The 16,726-nt window shown below is 45.7% G+C and carries 12 protein-coding genes; 9 read left to right on the top strand and 3 right to left on the bottom strand.

Annotated elements, in window-relative coordinates:
- Nucleotides 1-15: 15 nt before the first annotated feature.
- Both Q7A_RS06410 and Q7A_RS06420 read right to left on the bottom strand, forming a co-directional pair.
- Entirely contained in the window at nt 16-1,236 is a 1,221-nt protein-coding gene (locus Q7A_RS06410; RefSeq protein ID WP_014706521.1) for a multidrug effflux MFS transporter, read from the bottom strand.
- 543 nt (nt 1,237-1,779) lie between these two features.
- Nucleotides 1,780-3,075 (bottom strand): mechanosensitive ion channel family protein, encoded by a 1,296-nt coding sequence (locus Q7A_RS06420; RefSeq protein ID WP_014706523.1) that lies wholly within the window; start codon nt 3,073-3,075, stop codon nt 1,780-1,782.
- Nucleotides 3,076-3,440: 365 nt separating this feature from the next.
- Here Q7A_RS06420 and Q7A_RS06425 point away from each other — a divergent pair, with 365 nt between their 5' ends.
- From Q7A_RS06425 to Q7A_RS06465, 8 genes are all read left to right on the top strand, one after another.
- Nucleotides 3,441-4,931 carry a SulP family inorganic anion transporter gene (locus tag Q7A_RS06425; RefSeq protein WP_014706524.1) on the top strand — a complete coding sequence of 497 codons (1,491 nt, stop codon included), beginning with the start codon at nt 3,441-3,443 and terminating at the stop codon, nt 4,929-4,931.
- A gap of 20 nt (nt 4,932-4,951) precedes the next feature.
- Complete coding sequence (locus Q7A_RS06430; protein ID WP_014706525.1) at nt 4,952-5,812, top strand: universal stress protein; 861 nt, start codon at nt 4,952-4,954, stop codon at nt 5,810-5,812.
- The gene (locus Q7A_RS06435; protein WP_014706526.1) at nt 5,812-6,177 is read left to right on the top strand and encodes a TraR/DksA family transcriptional regulator; all 366 of its coding nucleotides are present in this window, start codon (nt 5,812-5,814) and stop codon (nt 6,175-6,177) included. Before Q7A_RS06430 ends, Q7A_RS06435 begins: the two co-directional genes overlap by 1 nt.
- Nucleotides 6,178-6,255: 78 nt before the next feature.
- Entirely contained in the window at nt 6,256-8,313 is a 2,058-nt protein-coding gene (locus tag Q7A_RS06440) for a sensor domain-containing diguanylate cyclase (RefSeq protein WP_014706527.1), read from the top strand.
- 633 nt (nt 8,314-8,946) lie between these two features.
- Entirely contained in the window at nt 8,947-9,786 is an 840-nt protein-coding gene (locus Q7A_RS06450) for a type IV toxin-antitoxin system AbiEi family antitoxin (protein WP_014706528.1), read from the top strand.
- 2 nt (nt 9,787-9,788) lie between these two features.
- Nucleotides 9,789-10,703, top strand: a complete 915-nt coding sequence (locus Q7A_RS06455; protein ID WP_014706529.1) for a nucleotidyl transferase AbiEii/AbiGii toxin family protein — start codon at nt 9,789-9,791, stop codon at nt 10,701-10,703.
- Between the two features lie 163 nt (nt 10,704-10,866).
- A complete protein-coding gene (locus Q7A_RS06460; protein ID WP_014706530.1) occupies nt 10,867-12,453 on the top strand; it encodes a peptide chain release factor 3 in 1,587 nt (528 codons plus the stop codon).
- 64 nt (nt 12,454-12,517) lie between these two features.
- Entirely contained in the window at nt 12,518-12,967 is a 450-nt protein-coding gene (locus Q7A_RS06465; RefSeq protein WP_014706531.1) for a CBS domain-containing protein, read from the top strand.
- Between the two features lie 78 nt (nt 12,968-13,045).
- Here the strand turns inward: Q7A_RS06465 and Q7A_RS06470 are convergent, their stop codons facing one another.
- A complete protein-coding gene (locus Q7A_RS06470; RefSeq protein WP_014706532.1) occupies nt 13,046-13,333 on the bottom strand; it encodes a DUF3579 domain-containing protein in 288 nt (95 codons plus the stop codon).
- A 586-nt stretch (nt 13,334-13,919) separates the two neighbouring features.
- On the opposite strand from Q7A_RS06470, the gene ileS reads away from it, so the two are divergent.
- The gene (gene ileS / locus Q7A_RS06475; RefSeq protein ID WP_014706533.1) at nt 13,920-16,721 is read left to right on the top strand and encodes an isoleucine--tRNA ligase; all 2,802 of its coding nucleotides are present in this window, start codon (nt 13,920-13,922) and stop codon (nt 16,719-16,721) included.
- Nucleotides 16,722-16,726: the final 5 nt, after the last annotated feature.

Here is a 16,726-nt window from a genome sequence, read left to right on the forward strand (position 1 = left end):
AGGGTTAATGGGAGGTTAACAGCCGGACGGAGTAGGATCCTTATGTCGACAGCTACGTAAAATCAAGGTTTTTAACGTGAGACCTGCAATGGCACAACCCGTCATAACGGTAATCATTGGCCAAAGACTGCCATCACCCAGGGAACTGACCAGCAAGCCACTGGCTGCACCCGACAAAAAACCAAACGAGCCCAGCACAGCAGTGGCGGTTGCACTGCTGCGGGGAAAGAATTCCACGGTGCTGGCGATGGCATTGGAGACGATAAGCGCCTGCGACCCAATAAATATCATGATGCCAAAAACTATCATACTTAATGCCGGATCTGGACTGATCAGAATATACAACAGCATCAATACGCCGGTAATGACCTGGATAATTTGTCCAAGTCTTAACAGGCAGGGCGGATCGTAAAAAAGTAATAATCTGACGTTAATGCGATTGACTACAATCATCATCAACACATTAATGCCAAACAAGAACGGATAGACCGAAGCTGAAACACCAAAGTAGACCATATATACCGATGGTGAGGCGGTAATAAAACTGAACAAACCTCCATAGGTAAAACTTTGTGCTGCAAGATAGGCCAATGCTTTCCGATGCGACAATACTTCGATATAGCGCCGTAACGCTGATGTCTTCTGGGGGCTGATTTGCCGGGTTTCCGGCAACAGGCGATGCAATAGCAATCCGATAAGCAATGCATAGACAAATAACACAATAAAAATGGAATGCCAGCCAGCAATATACAGACAAAGAGTGCCGATTAGCGGGGCGATCAATGGTGCGATCATCATGATAATAGCCATATGTGACAGATAGCGTGCACTGTCACGGCCACTGCTGATATCACGAATCACTGCCGATGAGTTCACGATTGCCATACCACCACCAATGGCCTGAATGACTCGCCATATCCACAATCCATAAAGGGTATGGCTGAGCACGATGCCCATGCTGGCAATGCAGAATAATGTGAGACCAACAAAGATGACACGACGCCGACCAAAGTGATCGGACAAAGGCCCGCCGGTCAACTGACCGATAGCAAAACCGGCCAGAAATAAACTCAGTGAAAGTTCAATATCGTGAATGCTGACAGCGAACTCAGAGGCCATTAATGGCATTGCTGGCAGATAGGCATCAATGGCCAATGGTGCAATAGCCGTTAACCCGGCCAAAAGCAGAATAAGCTGAGCTACATTATGAGTATCAGTGGAACGTGGTCTATCCATTAAGTCAATCAGCTTTCTCTGAAACTTCAAGCGGGTGAATCAAACTAGGGCTTGTTTATCTCTCATCTCCACCACTGCTGGAGGCTATTTGTGTGTCCGGCAAGGCGGAAAGCACGCCGTGTAGCCTTTCTACATAAGTGATTGACAAATGAGTCTGGAACTCATTTGAACAGCTTTGCTGGCCGTGCAGCGGTGAAATACAGGGAAGTATTTCATACAACGCAGACGGCCACAAAAATAGTCCCAGCCCTTCGGGTTGTGACTGAAAAAGCGCCACTTATGTCCACGGATGGACAGGCCGCTATCGCTATCCCTGCTACCACGGCATTCGGGCATCCTTGCCCATCATATGCCGGCGCGCCAGGGAGGCGCGCACCGGTCTGCGTGGCCTACATGGATGTAGGTCAGGGGCGTGAGCAGGATGCGGAAGCTTTGCTCGTCACTTATTTAGAATAACTAAAAGGCGCTCCTCGTGCCTTGATTGTCGCTTTTTCAGCTCACAACAGAGGCGTAGATGAAAGATAAATAAGCCCTAAGAATGATTTAATCCTGTGTTTTCGGCGTGTCCCCCAAAGCTGGACTGACGGAAGGATCCTGCTGAGGCAATGGTTGCGGTCTGAGTTCACGCATATCAAAGCCATTAGGTTGCTGAAACACCCGTAAACCAAATTCCGGCATAATCGCCAGCAGATGGTCAAAAATATCTGACGCAATGCCTTCGTATTCAATCCAGTTGGTGGTATTGGTAAAACAGTAAATCTCTAATGGCAGACCATTGGCTGTTGGTTCAAGTTGCCTGGACATCAAGGTATAGTTCTGATGGATGCTGGGATGATTCTTCAGATAGTTGGCTACATAAGCACGGAAACTGCCAATATTGGTAATTCTTCGGGTGTTAACGGGTTCTTTTCCCCATTCCGCTAACTGCTGATTCCATTTATCAATATCTTTCTGTTTCTGCTTTAAATAGTCATTCATCAGGCTGAAACGGTGCAGTTTTTTGTGTTCATCGTCAGACAGAAAATGAATGCTCTGCTGATCAATCAAAAGACTGCGTTTAATCCTGCGCCCACCAGCTTCCTGCATGCCGCGCCAGTTTTTAAACGGATCGGTCAGAAAACGTTTGGTGGGGATGACGCTGATGGTTTTATCCCAGTTCTGCACTTTAACGGTATGCAGCGCAATATCAATAACATCACCGTCAGCATTGAGTGGGGCCATTTCAATCCAGTCACCGACCCGGATCAAATCATTTGAACTGATTTGCACACTGGCGACCAATGACAGCAACGTGTCCTGAAAGATCAACAGTAATACGGCGGCCATTGCACCCAAACCGGACAACAGTATTAAGGGTGAACGATCAATCAGGGAGGCAATCATCAGAATTGCCGCAATCGCATAAATAGCGATTTTGATTACCTGGATATAACCCTTAATCGGTTTCAAGTGCGCATCAGGTCGTTTGTTATATGCCTCATTTACAATAGTCAGTAAACTGCCAATCCCAAGTGCAATGGTTAATACAATAAATGCTGTAGTGACATTCTGTACCACTGCCACGGCGACGGGCGAAATATTCGGAATGATGACGATCCCGGCGGACAGGATAAGCGCCGGTACAATATTTGCCATGCGCCGGATAAAAGATGAATCTGCTAAAGATGAATAACGGCCTAATTGACTGTTTCTGAGAATGCGATAGACGCCGCGAACCAGAATACGTTTGACCAGCCAGTTTGCGATCCACGAGACCAGGAGCAATAAGCTCAGACCAATCAGCGTGTACAGATGAGGGTAGTTCTCCAGCCATTCAGTTATAAGATTGTAGCTTTCCACTTTGTGCTCCGCAGCGTTGCATCAGGGGGCAGATTGTAGCATTCAAACGGCTGAGAAATCTGGGTCATAATGCGGTGTTTAAGTCGGCAAGGTTTCCGTAAAGTTTTGAAGGCCAAGCAAATTACTGTATATTTGCGGGTTTTCCAAACAAGCCCGATTATCGACGTGAAGCTTAATCCACCCTAGCGTATTCCTTCCCCCGGGACCTTTCTGGTCCTTGATGTTTAACACATCGTCCCCGCCAACAATGCGGTTGTGCCGGTCATAACCACAGTTAAATGAATGCAGTCGACATCAAAATGTCACGCAGCTTGGCAATACTTTTTTATCTGAAAAAAATCTTTTGAACACAGGAACCTGAATTAATGTTGCAAAACCTTAGACGAGATTGGTTTTCCAATATCCGTGCCGATTTGATCGCCGGTATTGTTGTTGCTTTGGCGCTTATCCCTGAAGCCATCGCCTTTTCTATTATTGCTGGTGTTGATCCCAAAGTGGGTTTGTACGCCTCCTTTTGTATTGCAGTCATTATTTCCATCGTGGGTGGACGTCCAGGAATGATCTCTGCAGCAACCGCGGCGATGGCAGTGTTAATGGTGACACTGGTTAAAGAGCATGGTTTGGAATACCTGTTGGCAGCCACGTTGCTGACCGGGGTTATTCAGATAGTGATGGGCTTTTTAAAACTGGGAAATTTAATGCGGTTTGTTTCACGCTCAGTGGTGACAGGCTTTGTTAACGCGCTCGCTATTTTGATTTTTATGGCGCAATTACCAGAACTGACGAATGTTACCTGGCACGTGTATGCCATGACAGCTGTGGGCCTGGGCATTATCTATCTCTTTCCTTATGTTCCTACAATTGGTCGGTTATTACCTTCTCCATTAGTGACTATTATCGTGCTGACCGTTGTTGCAGTTGTGTTTAACATCGATATCCGCACGGTAGGTGATATGGGCGATTTACCCGATACTCTGCCTATTTTCCTATGGCCGGATGTACCGTTAACTTTTGAAACGCTGGCTATTATTTTCCCTTATGCCATGGCGTTAGCTGTAGTTGGTTTGTTGGAATCAATGATGACGGCCACCATTGTTGATGATTTAACCGATACCACCAGTGATAAAAACCGTGAATGTAAAGGTCAGGGTGTTGCGAATATCGGTTCAGGGCTTTTAGGCGGTATGGCGGGTTGTGCGATGATTGGTCAGTCAATTATCAATATCAAGTCAGGTGGACGAGGACGCTTGTCAACGATGGCCGCAGGCTTGTTTTTACTGTTTATGGTTTTGGTACTGGACGATCTGCTGGTTCAGATTCCCATGGCTGCTTTGGTGGCAGTGATGATCATGGTTTCGATTGGTACATTTTCATGGGCATCAATTCGTGATCTGAAAAAGCATCCGCTTTCAACCAATATAGTCATGGTGGTCACGGTGATTGTTGTTGTTGCAACACATAACCTGGCCATTGGGGTGTTTGTTGGTGTGTTACTGGCTGCCTTGTTCTTTGCCAATAAAGTTGCCCACTTTATGGTGGTCAAAAGTGATCTCAGTGAGCAGGATACCAAGCGTCGCTATGAAATCCGAGGGCAGATCTTCTTTGCTTCATCGGATAAATTTGCTGCGGCATTTGATTTTAAAGAAGCTCTGGATACAGTCGAGATTGATTTGACCCATGCCCACTTTTGGGATATCACCTCTGTTTCTGCCCTGGACAAGGTCGTGATCAAATTCCGTCGTGAAGGTACTGAAGTGGAGCTGGTTGGCATGAATGAAGCCACCGCGACTATTGTCGACAGATTTGGTGTGCACGATAAGCCGGAAGAAGTCGAAAAAATACTCGCCGGTCACTGATAACTAGAGGATTGAGAGAGATGACAAAAATAATTGCCTGTATTGATGGCTCGATAACTTCCCCCGCTGTCTGTAAGGCTTCGGCCTGGGTCAGTTATAAGTTACAAGCACCATTGGATTTATTACATGTTTTGGATAAGACCGAATATCCCAAACCTGAAAACAGTAAAAATCTGTCTGGCAATATTGGTTTAGGCAGTCGGGAACATCTGCTGGAAGAATTAGTGGAGCTTGACGAGAAGCGTAGTCGGCTGGCTTTGGAGCATGGCAAAAACATTTTGCAGGATGCCAGAGCATTAGCTCAGCAGCATGGTGCGGTTGAAGTGACCACCCATCAACGCCATGGTGGATTGATGGAAACCTTGTCTGATTTGCAAGATGATACACGGGTGCTGGTGTTAGGTCGTCAGGGCCAGGCGCATGAAAATGAAACGCATAGTCTGGGCAGTCATCTGGAAAATGTTATCCGTGCATTGAATAAACCTATTCTGATTACCTTGCCAGAATTCAACGCTCCACAACGTTTTATGATTGCTTATGATGGCAGTGAAACGGCTACCAAAGCACTGGAAAAAGTTGCTGAAAGTGATTTGCTAAAAGGAATGCCAGCACACATTGTCATGGTAGCTGAAGATGATAACAACCATCAGGCTCAGTTAAATTCTGCCGAACAACGCCTTATATCCGCTGGTTTCGACGCTACTGCAGCATTAATTCAAGGCGCGGTAGAATCGGCTTTGCATCAGTATCAACGTGATAACGATATTGATTTGATGGTTATGGGGGCTTATGGTCATTCACGTATTCGCCAGTTTCTGGTCGGCAGCAACACCGCCAAGATGGTCAGGATGAGTGATATCCCAATCCTGTTGCTTCGTTAATGGAAATGCTTTTCATTAATCAAATGAATATTGTGCAGTTGGAAAATTATCGACAACGATTATTTTTGCTCAAACAGGAAGTTGAACAATCCCTTACTGAAGATTCACATCATGTGGTGGAGCTTGATCAGTCGCGAATGGGGCGTTTGTCACGCATGGATGCGTTGCAGGATCAACAGCTTGCCATTGAAGTACAGCGCAGGCTTAAACGAAAACTGCAAGCCATAGAAGGCGCTTTAAACCGCATCAATGATGATGATTTTGGTTTTTGTTATCTTTGTGATGAAGCCATTACAGAGGCTAGATTAACTTTTGATCCGACTGTCACCCGCTGTCTGCAATGCGCAGATAAAATCTCCGATTAATATTCTGATTTTTAATTGTTTTGAGCCTACAATTCTTTTAGCAGTACAGGGCTTCAATCTTTAGTTGGAGAATATTCTGTGGAAAGCACTTTTGAAGAACAACATCATCCAGCGATTATGATTGAAGGTATCCAGCCCTTCGGTTGTTTAATCCGTTTTGATGCTGATTTACAGAAAGTTTTCCAGGTCAGTGCCAATTTGCAGAATATATTGGGTGTTTCAATAGATACAGCCCTGGTGTCGTCACCAAGAGATATTCTGGGTGGCAAATTACAACACCGCTTGCAGCAGGCGCTCACTAAAAACACACGTCTTTCCGCGGCATTTACTATTAATCGTCAGGTCAACGGATCATATCAGCGGTTTCATGTGATGGCTTACCGCTATGATGATTCCATCATAGTTGAATTTGAACCGCTTTCCCGTTCCGGAGAACAGCATTTATTGCCTATCGTTAATGAATGGCTGAGTCGTTTGGCACAGGTTCAGCAAATTGGTCAGTTGCAACAAATGCTGGTGCAAAGTGTACAGGCCGTGACGGGCTATGATCGCGTGTTGTTATGCCAGTTTGATTCGCACTGGCAACGCACAGCAATTGCGGAAGAGTGTCGTGAGCCTGCCAGAAGTTTATTGAATTACCGGTTTCCTGCCAGTGATATCCCCGCCATAGTAAGAGATCGGTATGCGGTTAATCCATTGCGTCACGTACCCGATGTCAACGCCAAGGTCGTGCCATTGGTGCCGACTTCAGACTCAATCAATTTGCCAACACCGGATTTAACAGCCGGTGTACTCAGAACATTATCTCCATTTCACTACCAGTATCTTTGCGAGATAAATGTCGGCGCTTCATTATCCATCGCGATAACAGATGAACAACGGCTATGGGGCATTCTGACCTGTCATCATTTCGCTGCGAGTGATATCTCGGCAGCGGAACGCGATGCTGCCTTTAATCTTGTGCAAATGGCATCTCAACGATTATTTTTATTGCAAGCCCGACAACAGGCCCAGTTTCTGGAGCAGGTATTAAATAGCCGTGAACTGCTCTCAGCGGAACGTGACAAAGTTGTCCAGCCCACAACACTGCTCGATAAATATGGCAAAAACTGGATGGAGTTGTTTAATTGCTGTGGCATCGCTTTGTTATATCAGGAGCAAGTGCGATGCGCCGGGGAAACCCTGGATAACTATGAATTGGATATTGTGGGTAAGTGGCTTACAGAAAATGTCGGCCATAAGGCCTGCTGGGCTTGTGACCATCTGTCAAAAAGCCCCTTGGATAACCTGGTTAACCTACGAAAACGAGCAGGTCTATTGGCTGTGCCTTTACCAATAGAGCACAACCAATCCGGATGGCTTTTGTTGTTTCGTGACACTGAGAAAATGCAATGCAGTTGGGTGGGAAAAAAACAGATAATAGAAGCTGAGACCTCGAATCCACTGCATCGTGTTGAAGAGCGTGGCCATGAAGTTTGGGTAGAAACCATAGAGAGTGAAGCTCAACGCTGGTCAGTAAATGAACAGCATGCGGCTCAGGATCTGGCTGAAGATTTGGCAGTAGCGATTACGGTGCATCAAATCAACCGACTCAACAAAGAATTACAACGTGCTAATAAACAGCTTAAAGAGATTGCGCATACGGATACTCTGACCCGAATCTGGAATCGCTATCGAATGGAATTGGCCATCGATGCCGAATTGGCCGCAGCCGAACGTTATGGACATCCATGCTCGGTATTACTGTTTGATGTAGACCACTTTAAATCGGTCAATGATACCTATGGTCATGATATGGGCGATCAGGTTTTAACCCGGCTTGCAGAGGAAGTGCAATCAAAACTGCGGGTCAGTGACCATTTAGGCCGCTGGGGTGGTGAAGAATTTATTGTACTGGCATCGCATAATACGCTGGATGAAGCCATGGCGCTGGCAGAACGTTTGCGTCACCATGTTGAAATGGTTGAATTCGAAACCGTTGGGGAAATTACCGTTAGTATCGGTGTCGCCCAAGCAATAACAGGCTCTGAGAGTCGCAGGCGTTTGTTAGAAAGAGCGGATCAGGCGATGTATCGTGCCAAGCAATCTGGCCGCAATCGTGTTGAAGCCGCAAGTACCGAATTGTCTACGTTCTGACTTTTATCCAAAATACACGGTTTATAACGCGTGCTGCCAAGCTAGCTTGGCCTATCACACTTTCAAGTCAGTCTGCGTCACCCTCAGTCAGAAGAAATTGTACAAACAGCCCTGAAATGCGGGCTAAGGACTGAAAGGTGGCTGTTATGCCTCACTGGTGGGTTATGCCGAAGAGCTGATCGAGGAAACCACACAGATCCCTGATTTTATATTGACTATGAAAAGAAGGGGCGTGATATGGAGATTGGCGGCGATGTATTCACCATCGAAACGAGATATCGGGAAGTACCTATTTTCTGGAATCATTAAGCCAAAGCTTGAGCCCTTGCCGAAAGGCGGGCGCTTAAATTCTGGTGCGCTTTTGGGGCTTAGCGGCCTTGCGGCCTAAATCACTCATGCTTCGCTTGTCTTGTATCCGCTGTGTCAAGCTTAGCCCCAAAAGTTTAATTAATACCGATAGCGCTTTTGTTTTAAACCATTCTGGTTTATTTTTTATTTGATTTACGGCGCTAGGCGCCGTGAAAGTTAATGGTAGTAAACTAATTCAGTTTATGTTAGTTTACGAATATTGTGTTTCACGGCGTTAATCGCCGCAAAAAAAGCTGACAGTAAACTAAAAAAAGGTATGTACGCTTGGTTAACAGCACTACTTCACATGATGATGTAGCAAAAGGGGTTTATAAACAGTCACTTAAGGCGCTTCTGCCTTATGGCATGTTGGCCACTAAAAAGTGGCTGGCCGAACAAGGCTTAAGCGCCCATGCCATCGATAATGCAGTAAAAACAGACACCTTGCTATTGCTGGCGACAGGCGTTTATAGCCAGTATTCTCGTTCGCTGAGCTGGGAAGGGGTGGTTGCTTCTCTGCAGCATATGGAGGTGAACGGCTCGGATAGCCTGCCTTCTGTTATCGTTGGCGGTTTGTCGGCATTGTCATTGTCGGGATTGTCGCAGTATCTATCGTTAGGCAATAGGCCACATATTCATTTATATACACAAGGTAAGTTGCCATCATGGCTGGGGCGTTTGTCACTACCCGTTGAATGTGAGGGACATAGCACAAATACGTTATGGCCTGAATGGCTGTTAAAAGATAAAACCTTTATCAGACAGCATGAATGGGAGGCAGAGCTTCCCCCTGTGTATTTTTCATGCCCTGAAAAAGCGCTATTGGAATTACTGGTCGATTTGCCCAATGCCGTTAGCTTTGAACATGCCGACGAATTGATGCAAGGTTTGGTGAATTTATCCCCCAGAAAGCTCGATGCACTTTTAAAAGCCTGTAAAAGTGTGAAGGTAAAACGATTGTTTTTCTGGTTGGCAAAGCGCCAAGCCTATCCTTGGTTTAGCAAGCTAAACGTCAAAGACTATGACTTAGGTTCGGGTAAGCGTGTCGTGGCGAAAGGCGGCAAATTGGATACGGATTATTTAATCACTGTTCCGTCACATATGGTGATGGAAAGCGAAAGCTAGAAATGGATAGAAACAGTATTTATTACAAACAAGTGCAACTGTTGATGCAGGTTTTGCCCTTTGTCGCTAAACAGGAATGTTTTGCGCTTAAAGGCGGCACAGCAATCAATCTCTTTGTCAGAGAGTTTCCGCGCTTGTCGGTTGATATTGATCTGGTCTATCTGCCCATGAAAAGCCGTGATGAGGCTTTGCAGGAAATCAGCGAAGCACTTGATGCCATTAGCGCAGACTTAAAAGCGGCGTTTAAAGATATAGAGCTGACGGAAGCCTATAAGTCAAAGCGCGATGCGCTAAGGCTGATTGTCGCCCGTAATGGGGTGCAGATTAAAGTCGAGTTATCGCCCGTATTACGTGGCACGGTTTACGAGCCACAGTTGATGGAAGTCTGCGCAGCGGTAGAAGACGAATTTGGTTATGTTGAAGTGCCTGTGGTGGCCTTTGCCGATCTCTATGCTAGCAAAATTTGCGCAGCATTAGACAGGCAGCATCCAAGAGACTTATTTGATGTGAAGTGGCTCTTGGAAAATGAAGGCCTGACTGATGAGATACGCAAAGCTTTGCTTGTGTATCTCTCAAGCCACAATCGGCCAATAGCTGAATTGCTCAGGCCGCAATTTAAAGATATATCGGCCATTTATGCAGGTGAATTTGCAAACATGGTCGAAACGGACATACCGCTTGAAGAGCTGGTGGCCGTTAGAGAGCGTTTGGTAGAGCTTATTCACCAAGGGCTGACCGATAGTGAGAAAGGCTTTTTACTGTCGTTTAAAAACCGTGAGCCGGATTGGGCGCTACTGAACTTAGGTGATGTTAGTGAGCTTCCGGCCATCAAATGGAAACAGATTAATCTGGCAAAAATGCCAGATGACAAACATAAGCAAGCGCTAGAAAAGCTAAAAGAAGTACTGGGTGTTTGATTTATAACGCTTAGTCATTTTGCTAGAATAACGCTCAAATTTTTCAATGCTTTGATGGGAGGTTTTGCTGGCTCTAGTCCTTGGCAAACTGCTTGAAGATCAGGGCTTAAAGTTAACTTTATTTTTTTGTACAAATAGTTGTACAAATCGGGAATTTAGATACATGGCAAACGCCGATTTTCTTAATGAAATCAATAAGCGAAGGACTTTCGCTATCATCTCGCATCCTGATGCCGGTAAAACCACCCTGACTGAAAAACTGTTGTTATTTGGGGGTGCTATTCAGATGGCTGGTAGCGTGAAATCACGCAAAACCGATAAGCATGCCACCTCTGACTGGATGGAAATGGAGAAGGAGCGGGGTATCTCCGTGACCTCTTCAGTGATGCAGTTTCCCTATAAAGACCGCATCGTAAATCTGTTGGACACACCAGGCCATGCTGATTTTTCTGAGGATACCTATCGCACACTGACAGCAGTGGATTCCGCATTAATGGTCATCGATAGTGCCAAAGGTGTCGAAGAACGTACCATTAAATTAATGGAAGTTTGCCGTCTACGCGATACGCCAATCCTGACTTTTATCAATAAACTAGATCGGGAAGGCCGAGACCCTTTGGATTTGCTTAGCGAAGTTGAAAATATACTGAATATCCGCTGTGCACCAATTACCTGGCCAATTGGTATGGGAAAAGGCTTTAAGGGAATTTTTCATCTTTACAATGACAATATTCGCTTGTTCGAAGCGCATGGCAAAGATGCCGATGCAGGGGAAGTAATTCAAGGTTTGAATAACCCGCGTCTGGATGAACTATTCGGATCAATGGCCGAAGAATTGCGTGAAGAAATTGAACTGGTTCGTGGTGCCAGTGATCAATTTGATTTGGATGCCTTTTTGTCTGGACAAATGACACCAGTGTTTTTTGGATCGGCAATGAATAACTTTGGGGTCACAGAGTTAATGGACGCCTATGTGGAGTATGCACCGGCTCCTCAGCCTCGTGAAACCAAAACTCGTACTGTAGTGGCCGAAGAAGACAATTTCAGCGGGTTTGTATTTAAAATCCAGGCCAATATGGATCCTAAGCACCGTGATCGCATTGCCTTTATGCGTGTCTGTAGCGGTCATTACACCAAAGGCATGAAACTGCGTCAGACCCGAATTGGCAAAGATGTGACGATTGCTAATGCTGTCACCTTTATGGCGGCTGAGCGTGAACAGGCGGAAGAAGCCTGGCCGGGCGATATTCTCGGTTTGCATAATCATGGCACCATCCAGATTGGCGATACCTTTACACAGGGAGAAGATTTACAGTTCACCGGTATTCCGTACTTTGCACCGGAGTTGTTCCGTCGAGTTCGTTTAAAGGATCCATTAAAAAACAAAGCCTTATTAAAAGGCTTGCAACAGCTTAGTGAAGAAGGCGCTACCCAGTTGTTCCGTCCATTGGATAACAACGATCTGATACTCGGTGCTGTGGGTGTGTTGCAGTTTGACGTGGTCGTTCATCGGTTAAAAGGCGAGTATGGCGTTGAATGCGCATATGAACCAGTTCAGGTACATACGGCGCGGTGGGTGTATTGTGATGATGTGAAAAAGCTGGAGGAGTTCAAGCGTAAAGCGTCAATGAACCTGGCACTGGATGGGGCAGATAACCTGACTTACATTGCTCCGACACGGGTCAATCTGGAACTGACAATGGAACGCTGGCCGGAAATTGAGTTCCGTTCGACTCGTGAACATCTTTAAAGTGCTTGCCAGCGGACTGGCTTCTCAAGCAGAATGAATTATCTATTCGTTGCCGGAGAAACAGATGAAAGTCAGACTCATTACCAAAAACAAAGGTAAGCCGGTTATCGGCCTGACACCAACAGATTCCCTGGACAAAGCTGTCCGTTTAATGATGGAGCATCGTATAGGTTCTCTGGTTGTGACGGACAATGGGGCTTTGGTAGGTATTCTGTCGGAACGCGACTTGCTAAATGTTTTGCACCAGAAGCATGCCATGTGGGAGCCGAAAACTGCTGCAGATGCAATGACTCCTAATCCTTATACCTGCGATCCTGATAATACGCTGGAAGAGGTAATGAATATGATGGTTGAGCATAATATTCGCCATTTACCAGTGGTCTATAAAGGTCGTCTTGAAGGCATGTTATCGATTACTGATATTGTGGAAGAGTTGCTGAAAAAAGCGAAGTTTGAAAATAAATTATTGAAGAATTATATACAGAACTGGCCAGATGCTGAACATGATGATTAGGGTCGGTTTGTTTTTCGTTGAGTCATCTGTAGACGTTTTTTATTCACAACACAGGCGGCTATGAAAGATAAACCGTCTTTAGGATTCGGGTAACTCAGCCACTTTTTCAACTTGTAATTGATTATCGTCGGCAAATTCGAGAAGAAACTCGAATAACATGGGATCATCTTCTTCAAGCTGAGCATCAATTACCACACACCTTGTTGCTTCCAGTGAGGCAAGTTTAACCTGTGGATGAAAAATGATTCTTCTCCCCGGGCCATAACTGGCTACTGCGCCACACAGTCGTTCTGCCCAGTCACTGGGGCGAAATTTATCGCCGTCTTTGGTGAAGCCTTTAATGATCACTTTTTCCGTTGCAGTCATCGAATGTGTTGCTCTTAATTTAACAAAAGGGACAGTGTCTGGACATTTTACTGTAAATTACGCCATTAAGGCCTGCTGAAGTTTCATTGCCCATTCTGCTTGAAGGTTAGTTCTGTCCAAAAAGAATGAAAATTTGCGATGTAGTTATTCTACATAAGTCATTTCCAACACAGTAGGGTGGAAAATTTTAATTTCTCGGATTGATATTGAAAATTTACCGCTTTGCGAGGCCAATAGGTAAACAAGTCGGCGGTTTGAGTCAGATGTGAAAGCTTTGCAAGTCGTTTACATTAAATAATGGCCTTAACGTCACTAAAGTAACTTTCCCGACATTGGTTGGGCTCAGACATCTCTTCTTGAAGATAATTGTTTTAGAGCGTCCCCTCACGGGATACACGCATATCGTTCAAAAATTGTGCTTCTCGTGTCTGAGAGGGGCATTTTTATTCTCAACAGAGGCTATGATGAGAATTCAACAGATCCTGACACCAATCAATCCAAAATAAAACCGGTTTCAGTGATTTAGGTCAGCGCGAAAAACCCGTATAATCGAGCGCTTTATTATTTGACGACAACGAGACGTTTTGTGGCCGACTACAAACAGACTTTAAATCTTCCTGCGACTGACTTTCCGATGAAAGCCGGCTTGCCCAATCGTGAGCCAGTAATGTTAAAGCGTTGGCAGGAGCAAGACCTTTATCAGCAGTTGCGGCAAAAAAATCAAAATAAACCCAAATTCATTCTGCATGATGGACCTCCATATGCCAATGGTGAAATCCATATCGGCCATGCCGTCAATAAAATCCTCAAGGATATTATTCTTAAATCCAAAACCCTTAGTGGCTTTGATACACCTTATGTTCCCGGCTGGGATTGTCATGGTCTGCCGATTGAATTAAATGTCGAGAAAAAAGTCGGCAAACCCGGCGTTAAAGTCAGCCCGGCAGAGTTTCGTCAGGCTTGTCGTGAATATGCAGCCAAACAGGTTGATGGGCAACGAGAAGATTTCAAACGTCTGGGTGTATTGGCTGATTGGGATAATCCGTATCTGACCATGGATTTTCAGTTTGAGGCTGACATTATTCGCACACTGGGCGAAATCATTGAAAACGGTCATCTGCATAAAGGTGTTAAACCGGTGCATTGGTGTGTGGATTGTGGTTCCGCTTTGGCTGAAGCCGAAGTCGAATATGAGGATAAAACGTCACCGGCCATTGATGTTCGTTTTCCTTTGGTCGATGTCGCTGCATTTGATAAAGCCTGTCCAAACAATGGCTCTGGTGCTGTCAGTATTGCCATCTGGACCACTACGCCTTGGACACTGCCTGCCAATCAGGCCGTTTGTTTACATCCTGAGTTAGATTATGTTGTGGTGCAATGTGATAACGAGCGTTTGGTGCTTGCTGAAGCGCTCTATGAAAAAGCACTGGAACGTTATCAATTGACCGGTGAAGTGATTGCCCGCTGTAAAGGCGCAATGCTGGAAGGTTTACAGTTGCAACATCCGTTTTATGATCGCAAGGTACCGGTTATTCTGGGTGATCATGTCACCACTGATGCCGGTACCGGCGCGGTGCATACGGCGCCTGGACATGGTCAGGATGATTATATTGTCGGTTTGAAATATAAACTGGAAGTGGATAACCCGGTAGGGGGCAATGGTGTGTTTTTACCTGATACCCCAGTGTTTGCCGGTGAGTCGGTGTTTAAGGCCAATCCACAGGTCATTGATTTATTAAAAGAAAAATCGGCATTACTCTGCCATATCGATATCCGTCACAGCTACCCGCATTGCTGGCGGCATAAAACGCCGATTATTTTCCGTGCTACACCTCAGTGGTTTGTCAGCATGAATCAAAATGGTCTGCGTGATCAGGCCATGCAGGCGATTGCTACAACCAAATGGATGCCGGACTGGGGGCAGAAACGAATTGAAAATATGGTGTCAGGTCGTCCGGATTGGTGTATTTCCCGCCAACGGACCTGGGGTGTACCGATTCCGTTATTTGTTCATCAGCAGAGTGGTGAATTGCATCCTGATTCACTGGCTTTAATCGAAAAAGTTGCCTTGGCTGTTGAACAGCAGGGTATTGATGCCTGGTTTGATATGGATGCCAGCGATCTGATTGGTGCAGATGCAGAAAATTATTTCAAAGTCACCGATACGCTGGATGTCTGGTTTGATTCCGGGGTGTCACATGCCTGCGTATTAACCCGGCGCGATGATTTGCAACGTCCTGCAGATTTGTATCTTGAAGGCAGTGATCAGCACCGTGGCTGGTTCCAGTCATCATTACTGACCTCAGTTGCCACTACCGGTAAAGCACCTTACAAAGCGGTGCTGACTCACGGGTTTACCGTGGATGCCGAAGGCAAGAAAATGTCCAAATCCAAGGGCAATACAGTATCACCGCAAAAAGTGGTCAATAATCTGGGTGCCGATATTATCCGTCTCTGGGTAGCGGCTACTGATTACAGTGCTGAAATGACGGTATCGGATGAAATTCTGAAACGCACAGCGGACTCATATCGCCGTATTCGTAATACCGCACGGTATTTATTATCGAACCTGAATGATTTTGATCCTGCCTCCAATCTGGTCGTAACCGAAAAGTTATTACCACTGGATCGCTGGGTACTGGATCGTGCCTATCATCTGCAGCTGGAAATCCTGGCGGCCTATGAAAGTTATCAGTTCCATCTGATTTATCAGAAAGTACATAACTTCTGTGCCAATGAGCTGGGCAGTGCCTATCTGGATATCACCAAAGACCGGCAGTACACGATGCCAGCTGACAGCCTTGGACGCCGTTCATCGCAAACAGCGATGTACCATATCCTTGAAGCATTAAGCCGTTGGATTGCTCCAATACTGAGTTTCACTGCTGATGAGCTTTGGGAATTTATTCCGGGTCAGCGTAATGCGTCGGTGTTATTGAATGACTGGTATCAATCTCTGGAACCCTTATCTCAGGACAGTGCTTTGTCGATGGCTGATTGGCAGCAGTTGTTTTCTGTACGTGAAGCTGTAGCAAAAGAGTTGGAAAACAAACGTAATCAGGGTGAAGTTAAAGGTGGTTTAACTGCTGAGGTTAATCTGTATGCAGAAGATAAGTTGCTGGAAGTATTAAATAAAGTTGGCGATGAGTTGAAGTTCGTATTGATTACATCTTCGGCCAAGCGCTTTGTAATGGCAGATAAACCGGAAAGGGCTATTCATACCAGTTTGACGGACCTGGCGGTCGATATTCAAGCTTCTGCAAATGCCCGTTGCGAACGTTGCTGGCACCAGACGGAAGATGTAGGCAGCCATACCGACCACCCCGAGTTATGTGGTCGTTGTGTTGAAAACGTAGATGGCGATGGCGAAACTCGCCGTTTTGCCTGAGGCTA

It is taken from the genome of Methylophaga nitratireducenticrescens, from assembly GCF_000260985.4.
Lineage (GTDB): Bacteria > Pseudomonadota > Gammaproteobacteria > Nitrosococcales > Methylophagaceae > Methylophaga > Methylophaga nitratireducenticrescens.

Bases quoted from the DNA above. Each gene is read 5' to 3' on its own strand.
- Q7A_RS06430 (WP_014706525.1), top strand. From the start codon at position 4,952: ATGACAAAAATAATTGCCTGTATTGATGGCTCGATAACTTCCCCCGCT.
- Q7A_RS06425 (WP_014706524.1), top strand. From the start codon at position 3,441: ATGTTGCAAAACCTTAGACGAGATTGGTTTTCCAATATCCGTGCCGAT.
- Q7A_RS06410 (WP_014706521.1), bottom strand. From the start codon at position 1,236: ATGGATAGACCACGTTCCACTGATACTCATAATGTAGCTCAGCTTATT.
- Q7A_RS06455 (WP_014706529.1), top strand. From the start codon at position 9,789: ATGGATAGAAACAGTATTTATTACAAACAAGTGCAACTGTTGATGCAG.
- Q7A_RS06435 (WP_014706526.1), top strand. From the start codon at position 5,812: ATGGAAATGCTTTTCATTAATCAAATGAATATTGTGCAGTTGGAAAAT.
- Q7A_RS06465 (WP_014706531.1), top strand. From the start codon at position 12,518: ATGAAAGTCAGACTCATTACCAAAAACAAAGGTAAGCCGGTTATCGGC.
- Q7A_RS06470 (WP_014706532.1), bottom strand. From the start codon at position 13,333: ATGACTGCAACGGAAAAAGTGATCATTAAAGGCTTCACCAAAGACGGC.
- Q7A_RS06460 (WP_014706530.1), top strand. From the start codon at position 10,867: ATGGCAAACGCCGATTTTCTTAATGAAATCAATAAGCGAAGGACTTTC.